Source organism: Curtobacterium sp. MCLR17_042 (assembly GCF_003234695.1).
Classification (GTDB): Bacteria; Actinomycetota; Actinomycetes; order Actinomycetales; family Microbacteriaceae; genus Curtobacterium; species Curtobacterium flaccumfaciens.
This window is the reverse complement of sequence record NZ_QKTD01000005.1, coordinates 189,970-206,650: the sequence shown is the minus strand read 5'-3', so window position 1 is coordinate 206,650 and position 16,681 is coordinate 189,970. Positions and strand designations below refer to the sequence as shown.

Genomic DNA, 16,681 nt, shown 5'->3' with positions numbered 1-16,681 from the left:
ACAGAGCGTCGCCGGTCTGGGGGAGGGGTGATGGGGGTCGGATCAGGCCGTGAAGGTCCAGGTCATCGGGACCGAGGCGGCGAGGCCCTGGTACGTGTTGCCTGCCGAGGAGTCCAGGGTCACCGCGAAGTTGAACGGGACGCTCGCACCGGCGGCCGGGGCCTGCGGCATCGTGAAGGCCGACGCCGCCGCACCCTTGAAGCTGGCGAGGGTGCCGCTGAACACCGTGGTCGAACCGGAGGTGACGACGAGGTTCATCTTGGCGCAGAGGTCGGTCGCGGTGCCGTTGGCCGAGCCGTTCGCCGACTGGGTGCACGTGGCGCCCGGGTTCAGCGTGAAGGTGCTGGCGTTCGCGGTGCCGGTGTTCTTGATCGAGATCGCGGTGTTGACCGTGTTGCCCGGGGTCATCGTCGTGCTACCGCCGAACTTGTTGATCGTCGAGCAGGTCGCCGAGTTCGTCGAGACCGAGCCGCCGTCGGTGCTGAGGCAGGTGACGGTCGCGCCGGCGTTCTGCTCCTGCATGATCAGCGTGCCGCTGCCGGCGGTGTTGCTGCTGTTGGTGATGCTCGCGGCGAACCCGGAGAGGGTGCCGGTGAGCGAGAGGGAGAGCAGGACGGCGGCGAAGATACCCGCGAGGAGCGCCACGGGGGCGAAGCGGATCCGCTTCAGTGCAGAGGTGCGGAGCTTGGTGGACACGGGGTACCTCATCGTTCGGTGGTGATTGCAGGAAGTCGGGGGAAGCAAGACCTTCGGGCTGTTTTGCTTCAATGGTTAAGATAGTCAGCGATTCACCAAGTTGACCACTCGTATACTCACCCCAGTGCGGGGGACGCCTCTTGTCCCCCCGGTACCCGACACGGAAGAAGGCCCTCGTGGCAGCAGGACGGAACGACGACGCAGCCGATCTCATGGCCGCGTTCACCGCCGTCGTGCGTGCGAACGCAAGCCTGGTGAGTCAGCTCAGCGCCCGGGCGGGCGTGCACGAGAACGCCCTCCGCGCCCTGGTGCTCATCAGCGACACCGGGTACTCCACGCCGACCGAGGTCGCCGGGTACCTGGGGCTGACCTCGGGCGCGGTGACGAACATGATCGACCGGATGAGCACCGCCGGCCTGCTCGAACGCGCACCGAACCCGGCCGATCGCCGAGGCTCACTGCTGCGGCTGCTGCCTCCGGGCGATGTCGTCGTGTCGGACTACCAGGAGCGGTACGCAGCGATGCTCCGGACCGTCGACGGGGCGCACAAGGGCGAACTGCACGAGGTGCTCAACGACCTCGCGACGAGTCTGTACGAACAGGCTGCCGCAGCGTCCTGACCTCGCTCGTGCGGACCGCGCGTCTACCTGGTGGGGATCGCCCGTTCCGCTGTCGAGGTGAGGCTGGCACGGCGTTCCCGATCCGTCCCGCGGGCGCGCTCGTCCTCGAGCACGCGCACGACGGTGTCCCGGAGGGGTCGGGTCACTCCGCCGGCGTCCCTGAACGCCGCCGTGGAGCGCTGCGCGAACCCGCCCTCCGACACCGGGATCCACAGGGGGAGTGATCGCGGTCCGGCCCAGTAGGCTACGTCGTGCGCGAGCAGGACGTCGTCGTCGACCGCGACCAGCTCGTCGTCGAACCCGGTGACGTCGGCCACGCACCGGAAGAAGTCCTGCATCGGCACCGGAGCGCCCACGGCGTTGACCGTGCCGACGTACCCGTCGCGCCCGACCCGGACGATCCAAGCGGCGAGGTCCGCGACGTCGATCACCTGGACGAACCGCTCCGCCGTCGTCGGCACCAGCACCGGCCCACCACGGTCGAAGCGTGCCGGCCAGTACCCGAACCGGTCACTCGGGTCACCAGGGCCGACGATCAGCCCCGGGCGGGCGATGAGCAGCCGTGACCCGAGCCGGAGCCGCGTCATGCGCTCGGCGAGGACCTTCGCGTCGGCGTACTCGGACGGGTCCTTCGGCTCCACCAGCCGGGCGGACTCGTCGGCGCCCGGTTCGTCGTTGTCCGCGTACACCGAGACCGTCGACACCAGGGTCCAGTGCGCGGCCCGGTCGGCCAGGGCGTCGAGCGCCGGGGCGACGAGTTCGGGGGCGCTGGCGAGCTCGATGACCTCGTCCCAGTTCCCGGTGGCCTGTTCGTAGGCGCCGGCCAGGGCTCGATCCGCCTGGACGAAACGCGCTCCCTCCGGAACGTTGCCGGTCGTGCCCCGGGCGAGGCAGGTGACGTCGGCACCCGCGGCCAACAGCTCGTCGACGATCGTTCGCCCGAGCCAACCGGTTCCGCCGAGTACCAGGACGCGTCGCACGCGCTGCGTCATCAGACGGGCTGGAGGGGTCGTCGTTCACCGTCGGGGAGCTCGACCCGGATGCGGTCGCCCGGCCGGACCGTGCCGCCGGTGAGCACGACGCTCATCACCCCGCCCTTGCGCTCGACCGTGCCGTCCTCGGCGCGCCCCAACACGGCACGGAGGAGCCCCGGCTCGAAGCCGTTGATCTGCTGGCACGGGTTCCGCAGGCCCGTGACCTGCACGGAGGCGCCGTCGCCGAGGTGCAGCACTGCACCCTCGGGCAGCGCGAGCAGGTCGATGCCACTGGTCGTGACGTTCTCACCCATCTGTCCCGGTCCGACGCTGAACCCGGCTTCGGCGACCTCGTCGAACAGCTCGGCGTGCAGCAGGTGGACCTGGCGCAGGTTCGGCTGCGACGGGTCACGCGCGACCCGGGAGCGGTGCTGCACGGTCGTGCCGGCGTGGGCATCACCCTCGATGCCCCACCCCGCCACGAGCGTCACCGCGTCGACCAACGGCTTGCTGAACCGGTGCTCGCCGTCCTTGCTCACCGCGACCACGCGCGGCTGGTCCATGTCGTCCCCGCTCATGGGGCCGATTCTGCCCCATGGTCACGGTCGCGCGGGTGCAGCGTCGGTCAGTGGCGCTCGCGCGGGCCGGTTCAGCGGCGCTTGCGCAGCGCGTTCGTCGCCCACAGCGAGACGGCGATGAGCACGGGCTGGAACAGCAGGCGGACGAAGCGCTTGGTGTCGGTGTCCAGACCGAACCCGTCGCGGTGGTGCATCCACTGCGCGATGTTGCCGGGGAAGACCGCCAGGAAGAACACCGCGACGACCCACCCGACGGTCACCTGGCGCCGAGCCAGGAGCATCAGCGCAGCCCCGAGCGAGATCTCCACCACACCGGAGGCGATCACCGTGACGTCCGTCGGCAGCGGCACGAACTTCGGCACCTGCGCCTGGAACTCCTCGCGGGCCACCGTCAGGTGACTGATGCCGGCCCAGGTGAGCATCGCGCCGAACAGGATGCGGACGATGGTCCGGGGGCGGGTGGAACGGACTGCGGGGGTGCGGGTTGCCATCGGGGTGGTGCCTTTCACGGTGGTGGTGGGGTTCGGTGGAGTGGGGGGCGAGGTCAGCGGCTGCGGAGGACGCGGCGTCGGCGTGCGGCCTCGAAGGTGATCACGACAGCGGCCGAACCGAGCGTGAGGATCCGGGCGACCGGACGGCCGCGGGTCGAGGTGAGCAGCCGCAGCACGCCGGCGAGTGTGAGTGCAGCAGCACCGCCGGTCGTGCTCGTCACCGAGCCGTCTTCGCGGTCGATCACGAGCCGGGTTCCACCGAGGGCTGCCGCCGCGACGGCGGAGCCGGTGCCGGTGCCGACCAGGTTGGTCCCGGGTGCACGGCGGACCGCTGCGGTGGCGAGTCCGAGCCCGGACAGGACTTCCAGGCCAGGGATGCCGAGCGCGTGTGGGACGCCCGGCTTGAATCCACGTCGCTGCATCTGCTGGGCTCGAGCGCGCAGCGGGGTGCGGCGAACCGTGGCGATGCCGTGCCCGGCGAGCAGGCCGCCGGTGAGGAGGTCGATCCAGCTGGTGAGTTTCACGTTGCGCTCCATTAGGTTGTGCACAACCTAACACGTCGATGCCGAAGACGCTCGGAGGGCCAGTAGGTTCGTCTGGTGCCATCACGAGTGTCCGGGTTCGCCGGCGACCTCCGCCTCCGCCTGACGATCGCCTCCCTCGTCGTGATCGCCGGGCTCTACCAGTGCTTCTGGAACCTGGCCGGCTCGAACATCACCGGCGACGAGAACATCTACCTGCAGAGCGGGTGGCAGTACGTCCACGGAGACTTCGCCGCGAACCGCGAACACCCGCCGACGGCCAAGTACCTGTTCGGGCTCGTGCAGCTCCTCACCGGGCAGGGTCCGATCGGCCCGCGGGTCCTCGTCGGCGTGCTCACCTTCGCGGTCGGCGTGGTCCTGTACCTGTGGCTGCGTCGCGAGATCGGGTACTGGGGTGCCCTGTTGGCGGCATCGCTGTGGTGGCTGACCCCGCGTGGTGGGGCGGGTGCCCGGGTCGACCGGCTCGCCCTGCTCGACCCGGTGATGACGGCCTTCGCCGTGTTCGCGATCGTCGCCGCGTGGTGGTGGATCCGCAGCGAGCGGGCCTGGTGGCTCGCTCCCGTGTCCGGCGTGCTCATGGCTGCCTCGGTCACGTCCAAGCTGTCGACCATCGTGCTGCTCCCGGCGTTCCTGCTGCTCCCGGTCCTGTTCAAGGTCTGGCGGAAGGGCCTCGTCGGCGGCGTGCTGTGGGTCGCCGCCTTCACGGTCACGTTCGTCGCCCTGTACCTCCCGATGGGCATCCGTTCGGCGATCCAATACATGGTCGCGTTCCAGGAGGGGCAGAACACCAACGGGCACCCGATCACGATCGACGGGCAGATCTACACGTTCGCACCGTGGTGGGCGAGCTTCCGGTTCTTGCTCGACGGCACCGGCGGGGCGATGCTCGTCGTCCTCGCGATCGGTGTGCTCGCCGCCCTGGTGGTGCGGGCGGACCGCCTGGTCGCGTACGTCGGCGCATCCCTGGTGCTGCTCGCCGTGTTCTACGTCGTCGTGGCCAAGATCGCGCTGCCGACCTACTACACCGCGTGGATGCCGTTCCTGCTGGTCCTCGCCGCCATCGGCTTCGCACGCCTCGCCACCGTCCCCCCGAGGGCCCTGACCGTCCCGGTCGTGCTGGTCCTCGTCGCGACGCTCGTCGTCCCCTCGTTCCGGGTGAGCCAGGCCGTCGCGCGGGCGCACCCGACCGGGATCGCGCTCTTGCCCGGGTACCTCGAGGAACACGATGTGCCCGACGGTCGGATCCTGTTCGTGTCGGCGACTCCCACGCTCTTCCTGCCGTACGTCGGCGACCACGGCACCAACCGACTCGACCGTGGCCCCTACGTCGCCATCGTCGTCGGCCGCGACCAGCGGCTCCCCGCACCGGAGGCCGTGACCACGCTGCTGCAGGACGACGCCTCGTCCTTCACCACGGGCAGGCTCGACGGCCTGCGCGTGTGGGTCCCGAAGGACGGCCGCATCCGTGAGGACAACGGGGCCCTCACGATCGCCCGCTAGTCGATGCGACGTCGGCGAGGCGTCGCGCGCCCATGCGCCTACTGCGGCATGTCGACGAACCGCGAGAACATCCCGTGGAACGCCACGGTGATGGTGTCCGTCGGTCCGTTACGGTGCTTCGCCACGATCAGGTCCGCCTCACCCTGACGCGGGTTGTCCTTCTCGTACGCCGACTCACGGTGCAGCAGGATGACCATGTCAGCGTCCTGCTCGATGGAGCCGGACTCACGGAGGTCGGAGATCGCCGGCTTCTTGTCGGCACGCTGCTCCGGACCACGGTTCAGCTGCGACAGGGCGATGACCGGGACCTGGAGCTCCTTGGCCATCAGCTTCAGGGCACGCGAGAACTCGGAGACCTCTTGCTGGCGGCTCTCGACCTTCTTGCCCGACGTCATCAGCTGCAGGTAGTCGATGACCACGAGCTTCAGGTTGTGCTGCTGCTTGAGTCGACGGCACTTGGCACGGATCTCGACGAGCGTCATGTTGGGGGAGTCGTCGATGAAGAACGGGGCGTCGTTGATGCGACCGCGGGTCTGCGCGATGGTGGTCCAGTCGCGGGAGTCCACGGTGCCCTTGCGCATGTTCTGCAGCGGCACACTGGTCTCGGCGGAGAGCAGACGCATCGCGATCTCGGCGCGACCCATCTCGAGCGAGAAGAACGCGGCGGTCTGGTCGTGCTTGATCGCGGCGGCGCGGCACAGGTCGAGCGCCAGCGTCGACTTACCGAGGGCCGGTCGGGCAGCGACGATGATGAGCTGTCCGGGGTGGAAGCCGTTCGTCAGGCCGTCGAGCTGCGCGAACCCGGTCGGCACGCCGGTCATCTGGCCGTCGCGGCCCTTGGCGGCCTCGATCTCGTCGAGCGCGGCGGAGATGGCGTCGGTCAGCGGGACGTAGTCCTCGGTCTGCACACCACCGGCGACGTTGTAGACCTCGGCCTGCGCACTGTTGACGAGGTCGGTGACCTCACCCTCGGACGCGTAGCCCATCTGGACGATGCGGGTGCCGGCGTCCACCAGGCGGCGGAGCACCGCCTTCTCGGCGACGATGCCGGCGTAGTAGCCGGCGTTCGCGGCGGTCGGCACCATGCTCGTGACGCTGTGCAGGTACTCGGCGCCGCCGGCGCGGGACAGCAGTCCGGTCTTGGTCAACTCGTCGGTGACGGCGATGACGTCGGTGGGCTCACCGTGCGAGTAGAGCGACAGGATGGCGTCGAAGATGACCTCGTGCTTGGGGACGTAGAAGTCCACGCCTCGGGCGGTCTCGATGACGTCGGCGACGGCGTCCTTCGACAGGAGCATGCCACCGATGGTCGACTGCTCCGCGAGCATGTCGTGCGGCGGGGTGCGTTCCATGCCGCGCTCCGCGTAGTCCTGCGGTGCGGGCTCAAGATGTGCGATCGACACACGCTCTCCTCTGTTGACGACACGGACCTGGACCGGCGGGACAGCACCCACCGGCGGGAACCCGCACCCCTGTTTCTACCCCCGGCAACCGACATCCCCGAGTCGCTGGGCCAGCGTACGGCCCCAGAGTTATCCCCAACAAACGGCCCTGTGGATAACTCTGTGGAGAGCCTGCGGAACACGCCGGAGCGCTGTGTGGAGAACTGTGGACGGGCCTGTGGAAAAAGACCCGTACGAACACACTTTCGACCACTTGACCTGGGCTTTTCTGTTACACACCGTGTGTGGAAAAGTGGGGTTCAAGTACCCCTTGAAGGTTCCGATTTGACACGTTTCCACTGTGTAAAACGACTTGACAAGCACCCCTCCTGTGGGAAGAGTTCTCGGCCTGTTCCCAGCCAGCGCGACCCCGTCTGAACCGTAACCAGCCAGCCCGAGTCGAGCCGCGCCTCCAGGCCCGCGACCATGTCGGCGACAGCAGTGGGACAAGCCGCGCGACCGCCCCCGGAACGCAACGACGGGCGGGCCTCCCGGAGGAGACCCGCCCGTCGTGGAGCGGAACGTCAGTGCTACTTGGCAGCGACGACCTTGAGCGAGATCACGGCAGTGATGTCCTCGCGCAGGCGCACGGTGGCCTCGTGGTCACCGACGGTCTTGATGGTCGCGGGGACCTCGACCTTGCGCTTGTCGAGCGAGCCGACGCCCTGCGCCTGGACGGCGTCAGCGACGTCACCCGGACGGACGGAGCCGAACAGACGACCGTCCTTGCCGGCCTTGACCGACAGGGTGATGGTCGCGTTCTCGAGCTTCATCTTGAGGTCCTGTGCCTCTTCGATGGTGGCGAGCTCGCGCGCGGTACGCGCGGCACGGATCGACTCGACCTGCTTCTCGCCGCCCTTGGACCACGCGACAGCGAAGCCCTGGGGGATGAGGTAGTTGCGGGCGTAGCCGTTCTTGACGTCGACGACGTCACCAGCGGAACCGAGGCCGGAGACCTCGTGGGTGAGGATGAGCTTCGACATGTGTCGACCTCCGATCAGCGGCCGGAGCCGGCGTAGGGGAGGAGCGCCATCTCACGGGCGTTCTTCACGGCACGGGCGATGAGGCGCTGCTCCTGGACGGAGACGCCGGTGATGCGACGGGCGCGGATCTTTCCACGCTCCGAGATGAACTTGCGAAGGGTCGCAACGTCCTTGTAGTCGATGACGCCGACCTTGATCGACTTCGCGGGAGCAGCGTTCTTGCCGCCCTTGCCGCGAGGCTTCCGGCGGTCGCCGGTGCTCTTTCCAGCCATAGTGATTTGTCCTTAGAAGAAAAGTTGTGTGTCCGTCGGAACGCTGAGGATCAGAACGGGGTCTCGTCGTCGAAGTTGCCGCCGGGGGTGCTCCACACGTCGTTCGACTGTGCGTTGCCGCCACCCTGCTGGCCGCCCTGGGGAGACCAGGGCGCGTCCGACTGACCGCCACCGTTGTTGTTCCAGTTGCCGCCGCCGTTGCCCGCGGGGGCGCTGGCGCCGCCGCCGACCTGGCCACGACCGCCGCCACTGCCACCCGCTGCGCGGGTGATCTGTGCGGTCGCGTAGCGGAGCGACGGGCCGATCTCGTCGACCTCGAGCTCGATGCTCGTGCGCTGCTGGCCCTCACGGTCCTGGTAGGAACGCTGACGCAGACGACCCTGCGCGATGACGCGCGAGCCCTTCGTCAGCGACCCCGCCACGTGCTCGGCGAACTCGCGCCACACACTCGCGCGGAGGAACAGCGCGTCGCCGTCCTTCCACTCGTTCGCCTGACGGTCGAACGTGCGAGGGGTCGACGCGATGGTGAAGTTCGCCACGGCGAGCCCGTTCTGCGTGTAGCGCAGCTCGGGGTCCGCGGTGAGGTTGCCCACCACCGTGATGACGGTTTCGCCGGCCACGGGTTACTCGGCGCTCGCGGTCGCGGTTGCGGAGGCGTTGGCGGCCTTGCGGGCCGCGCGAGCCTCGTCACGCTGCTTCTGGGCGGCGACCTGCGCGATGCCCTCTTCAGCGCGGAGGACCTTCGTGCGGAGCACGGCCTCGGAGAGACCGAGCTGACGGTCGAGCTCCTTGGCGGCCTCGGGCGACGACGTGAAGTCGACGACGGCGTAGATGCCCTCGGACTTCTTCGCGATCTCGTAAGCGAGCCGGCGACGGCCCCAGACGTCCACGTTGTCGACGGTGCCACCCGCGTTGCGGATCACGGCCAGGAACTTGTCCAGGCTGGGAGCGACGGTGCGCTCATCGATCTCGGGGTCGAGGATCGCCATCAGTTCGTACTGGTGCATGCGGAACCCACCTCCTCTGGTCTCAGCGGCCCCGGGCGGTTCCCGGGGCAGGAGGGTTGATGCATGTGCCCCAGACCACGCAGGTGCGCGAGGGGCAACCTGGGTAGCCTACCGGACTGCCTGGAGGCGCGCCACCGGCCTGTGGAGAGCGGTTCCGCCCGGCAGGCGGTCGCGTCTCAGGCGTCGGCGTCGCCTCGGGTGCTGGTGTCGCCTCAGGCGCCGGTGTCGCCTCGGGCGCCCCACCACTCGCGCAGGCGCTCCTCGGCCGTCTCCGGTCCGAGGGGCCCTTCGTCCATCCGGGCCTCGAGCAGGAACCGGTAGGCATCGCCCACGGCACGCCCCGGCGGGATGTCGAGGATCCGCATGATGTCGTCGCCGGTCAGGTCCGGACGGATCGACTCGAGCTCCTCTTGCTTGGACAGCACCTCGATGCGGTCCTCGAGGTCGTCGTATGCGAACGCCAGCCGGTCGGCCTTGCGGCGGTTGCGGGTGGTGACGTCCGATCGAGTGAGCTCGTGCAGCCGTTCGAGCTGGGGTCCGGCGTCACGGACGTAGCGGCGGACGGCGGAGTCGGTCCAGGCACCCTCGGTGTACCCGAAGAAGCGCAGGTGCAGCTCGATCAGGCGGGACACCGCGGCGATGGTGTCGTTGTCGAAGCGGAGCGCACGGAGTCGCTTCTTCGCCATCTTGGAACCGACCAGGTCGTGGTGGTGGAAGCTCACGGCGCCGCCGGGCTCGAGCTTGCGCGTCGCGGGCTTGCCGATGTCGTGCAGCAGCGCCGCGAGCCGGAGCACGGTGTCCGGGGGATCGCCGGCGTGCCGCTCGGCCTCGTACCCGATGGCCTGCTCGAGCACGGTGAGGGAGTGCTCGTAGACGTCCTTGTGATGGTGGTGCTCATCGACCTCGAGCCGCATCTCGGGCAGCTCGGGCAGGAACCGCTCGGCGAGGCCGGTGTCGACGAGCAGCCGGAGGCCGGGGACCGGGTCGTCCGTGTTGAGCAGTTTGACGAGTTCGTCGCGGACCCGTTCGGCGGACACGATGTCGATCGACGCGACGAGCTCCTGCATCGCGGCCCGCACGTCGTCGTCGACGGTGAAGCCGAGCTGGGACGTGAACCGTGCCGCGCGCATCATCCGCAGGGGGTCGTCGCGGAACGAGACGACCGCGGTCTGGGGCGTCCGGAGCCGTGCGGCGAGCAGGTCCTCGACGCCACCGTGCACGTCGACGAGCTCGCGGTCCGGCAGCCGCAGGGCCATCGCGTTGACGGTGAAGTCGCGACGGAGCAGGTCGTCCTCGATGGTGTCGCCGAACGCGACCTCGGGCTTGCGGGTCTCGCCGTCGTAGACGTCGCTGCGGTACGTGGTGATCTCGACCTGCTCGCCGGCGACCCGTGCGGCGATGGTGCCGAACTGGCGACCGACGTCCCAGGTGGCACTCGCGATGGGCTCGACGATCCGCAGGATGTCGTCCGGCCGGGCGTCGGTGGTGAAGTCCAGATCGGTCACCGGACGGCCGAGGAACGCGTCACGGACGGGGCCGCCGACGAGGGCGAGTTCGTGTCCGGCGTCGGCGAAGGCCCGAGCGAGGAGGTCGACGGGCTCGGTGGTGGCGAGTGCGTCGAGTCGTTCGACGGCCTGGGCAACGGACTGCATGACGGTGCTCATCCTCCCAGATCGAGGCCCCGAGTTCTCCACAAGCCGCGCGCGCACGGGACCTGTTCATGGTCGCGCCTCATACACTCGTGCTCGGCCCGAACCGACCCCGTGGCCCGCTCCCCGTATGCAGATGCTCCGCACCACGCTCGCCGCAGCCGCGTCGACCCTCGTCGCGCTCGGCCTGGTCGTCGCGCCCGTCGCCACCGATCACGCCTCGGCCGCCACGGTGTCCGCCGCCAAGAGCCACGTCGCCGATCCGGCCGCCGCAGACGCGGGGAAGGCGACCATCTCGATCGCCCCGGCGAACCGCGGCGTCGTCCAGCGCGACCAGGACCTCACCCTGTCGGTCACCGTCACGAACGACACCGACGCGGCACTGCCGGCCGGCACCGCGGAGTTCGACATCTTCCGCTCGGTGAGCACGCGCGACGTCCTGGCGAGCTGGCTCAACGACACCACCACGACCGGTTACCTCGGCGCCCCGATGGACTCCGTCGACATCCCGGCGATCCCGGCGCACCGTTCGATCACCATCGACTCGGTCGAGATCGTCTCCGGCAACGTGGCACTCGGCGGGTACTCCTCGTTCGGCGCCCGGCGCATCGCGGCCGAGTACACGGCGGGCGACGCCTTCGCCGTCGACCGCTCTGCGATCACCTGGTACCCGGACTTCGAACAGGCCCCGGTCAGCGTCTCCGTCGCGATGCCGATCACCGTGCCGAAGTCGACCGACGGCATCCTCACCGCCCCCGTACTGGCCGCGGCGACCTCGGTGGACGGCACGCTCACGCAGCAGCTCGACGCCGCCGAGGACCACAACGTCGCCGTGGCGGTGGACCCGCGGATCATCGCCTCGATCCGGATCCTCGGCGACAACGCCCCGTCGAGCGCGATCACCTGGCTGCAGCGTCTCGAAGCACTGCGCAACGAGACCTTCGCGCTGTCCTACGCCGACGCCGACGTCACCGGTCTGCGCCAGGCCGGGTCCGACGGCATCCTGTCGCCGATCTCCCTCGACCAGTCCGTCAAGTCCGAGAACTTCCCCGGCGCCGAGACCCCGGCACCGACACCGACGGCCACGCCGGGGCAGACCTCGTCGCCGGCCCCCACCGAGGCCTCGGGCGACGGCACCACGACCGACGACGGTGCCGACCAGGCGCAGGAGACGCTGCCGACCACGGAGTCCCTGCTCGACTTCCCGTACTCGATGGACTCGATCGCCTGGCCGACCGAGGGGACGGTGTCCTCCGCCGACCTGCCCGCCCTCGAGCGTGCCGGCACGAAGACCACCATCGTCTCGAGCGGCAACACCTCGGCCGGCGCGGACACCACCATCACCGCGTCCGAGAAGATCGGCGACGACCACGTGCTCGTCTCCGACCAGACGATGTCGTCGATGCTCCGCCGAGCCGCCGCCGCCACCGACCGGCAGACCTGGTCGTCGACGATGTCCGAGCTCACCGCGACACTGGCGACCTCGGCCCGTGCCGCCACCGCCACGGGACCGATCCTGCTGACCCTCGGGCGCGAGTGGCCGTCCGACTCCACCCGGCTCAGCCAGGCGCTGGACGCCCTCGAGAGCACCGCCTGGGTCGCCCCGGCCGACCTCTCCACCGCCTCGAAGGCCGTCGCCGGGTCGCTCACGCTCGCCAGCGCGTCCACCGGCGAGGCCCGCATCGACCAGCTGCAGCGACTCGTGCGGGGGGAACAGGGGCTCTCCGCGTTCGCGACGATCCTCGGCGACCCGAACCAGCTCACCGCGCCCGCCCGGCTCCGTCTGCTCGCGCTCGCCTCGAACGCGTGGCGCGACGACGACCAGGGGCTCGCCGCCGCGGTGGAGGCCCGCACGGCCGCCTGGGCGAAGAGCACCACCGAGGTCGGGATCGTCGACTCGAGCAGCCTCACCCTGCTCGGCGACCGGTCCTCCCTGCCGGTGTCCATCCGCAACAGCTCCGCCTACCCGGTCACGGTGCACCTGTCCGTGCAGCCGTCCAACTCGGCGCTGCGGGTGGTCCGCAACGACATCGTCGTCGAGATCCAGCCCGACTCCTCCACCCGTGCCACCGTCCCCGTGCAGTCGGTCGCGAACGGCAAGGTGGAGTTGACGATGTCGCTCTCGAGCCCCACCGGCGTCGCCGTGGCCGAGCCCGCGACCGTCGAGCTGAACGTGCAGGCGCAGTGGGAGACGGTCATCACCGCGGCCGCCGCGATCGCCCTGATCGGCATCTTCGGCTTCGGCATCTTCCGCAGCATCCGCAAGCGCATCCGCCGCCGCAACGGCGAACTCGACGACGAGGACGACGACGACCCGAACCGCCCCCTTGCGGTCCAGCCGACGGTCGGGGGCGCGCAGGCGTCCACCACCCGGCCTGGAGGCACGGATCACCGCTCCGGAGCAGCTTCCACACCCAGCGTGGCCGCGTCCACGGCCGGCACGGCCACCGGAGCGGCGGCCGCGGCCCCGGCTGCAGCGCCGGCTGCAGAGACAACCGCAGCGGTGGACCAGGGCCCCCTGCAGGACGCCATCGCGCGCGCCGGAGCCGAGCCGCGCCTCCCGTCCGACGCCGCACGCAACACCGTCGCGGACGACCGCGACCCCGAGGAGCCGACCATCAGCACCAGCCAGCCCCAGCCCGACGTCGACGCCGAGCCGGTCGCCGAGCGCAGCCTCGGCCGGGCGAGCGCGATGCTGGCCGCCGGCACGATGCTGTCGCGCATCCTCGGCTTCGCGAAGACCTTCGTGCTGGCGTACGCGATCGGGCAGACGCAGTCACCGGCGGCGGATGCGTTCGCGGTGTCCAACCAGCTCCCGAACAACATCTACGCGCTGATTGCAGGTGGCCTGTTGTCCGCCGTGCTCATCCCGCAGATCGTGCGTGCGATGAAGCAGCACACCGACGGTGGCACGGCCTACGTCAACAAGATCGTGACGCTCGGCGGATCCCTGTTCATCGTCATCGCCGTCGTCGCGACCCTGATCGCCCCACTGCTCGTGCAGGTGTACGCGCAGACCGCCTCAGGCGAGGGCAAGGGGTTCACGCCCGGTCAGATCGACCTCGCGGTGGCGTTCGCGTTCTGGTGCCTGCCGCAGATCCTCTTCTACGCGATGTACTCCCTGCTCGGCGAGGTCCTCAACGCGAAGCAGGTCTTCGGCCCGTTCACGTGGGCGCCGCTCATCAACAACGTCATCTCGATCGCCGGGCTCGTCGTCTTCATCGCCATGTTCGGCGGCAGGGCCGCGAACTCCGGCGTCGACGACTGGACTCCGCTCAAGATCGCCGTCCTCGCCGGCAGTGCGACCCTGGGCGTGCTCGCTCAGGCCGCCTTCCTGCCGTTCTTCTGGCGCCGGGCTGGCCTCAGCTTCCGACCTGACTTCCGCTGGCGTGGCGTCGGCCTGAAGTCGACGGGCACGGCGGCCGGGTGGCTGTTCGCGATGATCCTCGTCACCCAGCTGGCCGGCATCGTGCAGTCGCGCGTCGCATCGCTGGGTTCCGGTGCCGCGGGCAACGCGGTGCTGCAGAACGCCTGGCTGCTCTTCATGCTGCCGCACTCGATCATCACGGTCTCCATCGCGACGGCGTACTTCACACGGATGAGCCACGACGCGGAACGCGGCGACCTCGACGCCGTGCGGAAGAACCTGTCGCTCTCGCTGCGGATCGTCGGACTGTTCACCGTCTTCGCCTCGATCGCGCTGATGGTCGTCGCCGTGCCGTTCGGACGCATGTTCTCCAACACCTTCGACGGGGCGCTGTCGATCGGCGCGGTCCTGCTGGCCTACATGCCGGGGCTCGTGCTCTTCAGCATGTTGTTCATCATCCAGCGCGTCTTCTGGGCGATGCACGACCACCGGACGCCGTTCCTCATGCAGTGCGTCCAGTCGGTGCTGTTCGTGATCGGTGCCCTCGCGGTCAGCACGCTCCCGAACGAGGCGATCGGTGTCGCGATCGCAGCGTGCACCACCCTCGCGGGCACCGCGCAGACGATCGTCGCCCTGGTGCTCGTCCGCAAGCGGCTCGGTGGCATCGAAGGACCCGTGGTCACCCGTTCGCACGTGCAGTTCGTCATCGCCGCGCTCATCGCGGGCGTCGGGGGACTCCTCGTCGTGAACTTCTTCGGGTCGTTCTCGGCGAGCGGCTTCGCGATGGCCGACTTCACCGGAGCGGCCATCACCCTCGTCCTCGCCGGCGCGGTGATGGCAGCCGTGTACTTCGGAGCCCTCGTCGTCGCGAAGAACGGCGAGATCGGCAACGCCGTCCGGATGCTCCGCAGCAAGCTCGGCCGCTGATCCCAGCCGCGCACCGCACGCTCACGAGGCGTGTGGAATGCCTCGCCGGTACGATGGGTTGACCCGGTCAGACGCAACGGAAGGGCAATCAGGCATGCGCCAGCTCATCATCATCGGTTCCGGCCCGGCCGGGTTCACCGCCGGCATCTACGCAGCGCGCGCAGAGCTCAAGCCGCTCATCGTCGCCTCCAGTGTCGAGACGGGCGGTGAACTCACCAAGACGACCGAGGTCGAGAACTTCCCGGGCTTCCCCGAGGGGATCCAGGGCCCCGACCTCATGATCAAGATGCAGGAACAGGCCGAGAAGTTCGGTGCCGAGGTCCTGTACGACGACGCCGTCTCCGTCGACCTCACCGGCAAGGTCAAGAAGGTCACCGTCGGCTCCGGCGAGACGTACGAGGCCCTCGCGGTCATCTACGCCACCGGCTCCGCGTACCGTCACCTCGGCCTCCCCGACGAAGAGCGCCTGTCCGGCCACGGTGTCTCGTGGTGCGCGACCTGCGACGGCTTCTTCTTCCGTCAGAAGAACATCGCCGTCGTCGGTGGTGGCGACTCCGCGATGGAAGAGGCGACGTTCCTCACCCGCTTCGCCGACAAGGTGACGGTCATCCACCGCAAGGACTCCCTGCGTGCGTCGAAGATCATGCAGGACCGCGCGATGAACGACCCGAAGATCGAGTTCGCGTGGAACAAGGAGGTCACCGGCATCACGGGTGACTCCGCGGTCGAGGGCGTCACGCTCAAGGACACCGTGACGGGTGAGGAGTCCGAGCTCGCCCTGGACGGCCTGTTCATCGCGATCGGCAACGACCCGCGCACGCACCTGATCCACGGTCAGATCGACATCGCGCCCGAGGGCACGATCGCTGTTCAGGGCCGTTCGTCGAAGACCAACCTGCCGGGTGTCTTCGCCGCCGGTGACGTCATCGACCCGTCCTACCGCCAGGCCATCACGGCTGCCGGTTCGGGCACGGTCGCCGCGCTCGACGCCGAGAAGTACCTGGCCGAGCTCGACGACGCTCTGACGGACGAGGCCGAGGGCGTCGCCCCGACCGAGCCCGCCATGGTCGACGTCATCGCCGCCCGGGCCTGACCCGCCTCGGAATACCACGACGGCATCGCCGTTGTACCCCCTGAACGACTTCTCGAAGGAGCACACATGTCCAACGCCAAGGCTGTCACCGACGCCACCTTCTCGGACGAGGTCCTCAAGTCCGACAAGACGATCCTCGTCGACTTCTGGGCCGAGTGGTGTGGCCCGTGTCGCGCGGTCTCGCCGATCCTCGACCAGATCGCCGAAGAGCACGCCGGCAAGATCGAGATCGTGAAGCTCAACGTGGACGACAACCCCCAGTCGGCCATGAACTACCAGATCACTTCGATCCCGGCGATGAAGGTCTTCAAGGGCGGCGAGGTCGTCAAGACCGTCATCGGCGCCAAGCCGAAGCCCGCACTCGAGGCCGACCTCGCCGAGTTCCTCGCGTAGGTCGCCCCACCCGAACGGCCCCGCTCTCCCCGGAGAGCGGGGCCGTTCTCGTCCGGAGCCACCGGATGACGATCGGCCCCGTCGCGGAACCCTGGTTCCCCGGGCCGATGTCGTAGTGTGGCGGGAATGTCCCACTGAACGGAGCAC

16 protein-coding genes are annotated in these 16,681 nt (G+C 69.2%); 5 read left to right on the top strand and 11 right to left on the bottom strand.

The window, feature by feature from the left end; all coding sequences use genetic code 11:
• Positions 1-42: 42 nt before the first annotated feature.
• Positions 43-696, bottom strand: a complete 654-nt coding sequence (locus DEJ02_RS07625; RefSeq protein ID WP_027466885.1) for a hypothetical protein — start codon at positions 694-696, stop codon at positions 43-45.
• A 176-nt stretch (positions 697-872) separates the two neighbouring features.
• Between DEJ02_RS07625 and DEJ02_RS07620 the strand changes: the two genes are divergently transcribed.
• Positions 873-1,316, top strand: a complete 444-nt coding sequence (locus DEJ02_RS07620) for a MarR family winged helix-turn-helix transcriptional regulator (protein ID WP_309147161.1) — start codon at positions 873-875, stop codon at positions 1,314-1,316.
• A 23-nt stretch (positions 1,317-1,339) separates the two neighbouring features.
• On the opposite strand, the gene DEJ02_RS07615 is transcribed toward DEJ02_RS07620, so the two are convergent.
• From DEJ02_RS07615 to DEJ02_RS07600, 4 genes are all read right to left on the bottom strand, one after another.
• Complete coding sequence (locus DEJ02_RS07615; protein WP_258378687.1) at positions 1,340-2,296, bottom strand: NAD-dependent epimerase/dehydratase family protein; 957 nt, start codon at positions 2,294-2,296, stop codon at positions 1,340-1,342.
• Positions 2,297-2,307: 11 nt separating this feature from the next.
• Positions 2,308-2,868, bottom strand: coding sequence for an MOSC domain-containing protein (locus DEJ02_RS07610; protein ID WP_258378686.1), 561 nt, complete (start codon positions 2,866-2,868; stop codon positions 2,308-2,310).
• Between the two features lie 71 nt (positions 2,869-2,939).
• The gene (locus DEJ02_RS07605) at positions 2,940-3,359 is read right to left on the bottom strand and encodes a MauE/DoxX family redox-associated membrane protein (RefSeq protein ID WP_027466888.1); all 420 of its coding nucleotides are present in this window, start codon (positions 3,357-3,359) and stop codon (positions 2,940-2,942) included.
• A 53-nt stretch (positions 3,360-3,412) separates the two neighbouring features.
• Positions 3,413-3,883 (bottom strand): hypothetical protein, encoded by a 471-nt coding sequence (locus DEJ02_RS07600; protein WP_146249238.1) that lies wholly within the window; start codon positions 3,881-3,883, stop codon positions 3,413-3,415.
• A gap of 75 nt (positions 3,884-3,958) precedes the next feature.
• Between DEJ02_RS07600 and DEJ02_RS07595 the strand changes: the two genes are divergently transcribed.
• On the top strand, positions 3,959-5,401 hold the full coding sequence (locus DEJ02_RS07595) for a glycosyltransferase family 39 protein (protein WP_146249237.1): 1,443 nt from the start codon (positions 3,959-3,961) through the stop codon (positions 5,399-5,401).
• A gap of 38 nt (positions 5,402-5,439) precedes the next feature.
• Here the strand turns inward: DEJ02_RS07595 and dnaB are convergent, their stop codons facing one another.
• The 6 genes from dnaB to DEJ02_RS07565 form a co-directional block, all read right to left on the bottom strand.
• The gene (dnaB, locus tag DEJ02_RS07590; protein ID WP_031260130.1) at positions 5,440-6,804 is read right to left on the bottom strand and encodes a replicative DNA helicase; all 1,365 of its coding nucleotides are present in this window, start codon (positions 6,802-6,804) and stop codon (positions 5,440-5,442) included.
• 569 nt (positions 6,805-7,373) lie between these two features.
• Positions 7,374-7,826: a 50S ribosomal protein L9 gene (gene rplI, locus DEJ02_RS07585; RefSeq protein ID WP_027466901.1), complete on the bottom strand. Its 453-nt coding sequence runs from the start codon at positions 7,824-7,826 to the stop codon at positions 7,374-7,376.
• A gap of 14 nt (positions 7,827-7,840) precedes the next feature.
• Positions 7,841-8,098: a 30S ribosomal protein S18 gene (rpsR, locus tag DEJ02_RS07580; protein ID WP_017887834.1), complete on the bottom strand. Its 258-nt coding sequence runs from the start codon at positions 8,096-8,098 to the stop codon at positions 7,841-7,843.
• Between the two features lie 50 nt (positions 8,099-8,148).
• Entirely contained in the window at positions 8,149-8,718 is a 570-nt protein-coding gene (locus DEJ02_RS07575; protein WP_027466902.1) for a single-stranded DNA-binding protein, read from the bottom strand.
• Positions 8,719-8,721: 3 nt separating this feature from the next.
• Complete coding sequence (gene rpsF / locus DEJ02_RS07570) at positions 8,722-9,105, bottom strand: 30S ribosomal protein S6 (protein WP_027466903.1); 384 nt, start codon at positions 9,103-9,105, stop codon at positions 8,722-8,724.
• A gap of 212 nt (positions 9,106-9,317) precedes the next feature.
• Entirely contained in the window at positions 9,318-10,757 is a 1,440-nt protein-coding gene (locus tag DEJ02_RS07565; RefSeq protein ID WP_111032543.1) for a CCA tRNA nucleotidyltransferase, read from the bottom strand.
• Positions 10,758-10,884: 127 nt separating this feature from the next.
• On the opposite strand from DEJ02_RS07565, the gene DEJ02_RS18605 reads away from it, so the two are divergent.
• From DEJ02_RS18605 to trxA, 3 genes are all read left to right on the top strand, one after another.
• Positions 10,885-15,048: a DUF6049 family protein gene (locus DEJ02_RS18605; protein WP_220038370.1), complete on the top strand. Its 4,164-nt coding sequence runs from the start codon at positions 10,885-10,887 to the stop codon at positions 15,046-15,048.
• 94 nt (positions 15,049-15,142) lie between these two features.
• The gene (gene trxB / locus DEJ02_RS07555) at positions 15,143-16,141 is read left to right on the top strand and encodes a thioredoxin-disulfide reductase (protein ID WP_071404123.1); all 999 of its coding nucleotides are present in this window, start codon (positions 15,143-15,145) and stop codon (positions 16,139-16,141) included.
• Positions 16,142-16,207: 66 nt separating this feature from the next.
• Positions 16,208-16,534 carry a thioredoxin gene (trxA, locus tag DEJ02_RS07550; protein WP_017887828.1) on the top strand — a complete coding sequence of 109 codons (327 nt, stop codon included), beginning with the start codon at positions 16,208-16,210 and terminating at the stop codon, positions 16,532-16,534.
• Positions 16,535-16,681 lie beyond the last annotated feature (147 nt).

Bases quoted from the DNA above. Each gene is read 5' to 3' on its own strand.
- trxA (WP_017887828.1), top strand. From the start codon at position 16,208: ATGTCCAACGCCAAGGCTGTCACCGACGCCACCTTCTCGGACGAGGTC.
- DEJ02_RS07605 (WP_027466888.1), bottom strand. From the start codon at position 3,359: ATGGCAACCCGCACCCCCGCAGTCCGTTCCACCCGCCCCCGGACCATC.
- DEJ02_RS07610 (WP_258378686.1), bottom strand. From the start codon at position 2,868: ATGAGCGGGGACGACATGGACCAGCCGCGCGTGGTCGCGGTGAGCAAG.
- rplI (WP_027466901.1), bottom strand. From the start codon at position 7,826: ATGTCGAAGCTCATCCTCACCCACGAGGTCTCCGGCCTCGGTTCCGCT.
- DEJ02_RS18605 (WP_220038370.1), top strand. From the start codon at position 10,885: ATGCAGATGCTCCGCACCACGCTCGCCGCAGCCGCGTCGACCCTCGTC.
- rpsR (WP_017887834.1), bottom strand. From the start codon at position 8,098: ATGGCTGGAAAGAGCACCGGCGACCGCCGGAAGCCTCGCGGCAAGGGC.
- rpsF (WP_027466903.1), bottom strand. From the start codon at position 9,105: ATGCACCAGTACGAACTGATGGCGATCCTCGACCCCGAGATCGATGAG.
- trxB (WP_071404123.1), top strand. From the start codon at position 15,143: ATGCGCCAGCTCATCATCATCGGTTCCGGCCCGGCCGGGTTCACCGCC.
- DEJ02_RS07565 (WP_111032543.1), bottom strand. From the start codon at position 10,757: ATGCAGTCCGTTGCCCAGGCCGTCGAACGACTCGACGCACTCGCCACC.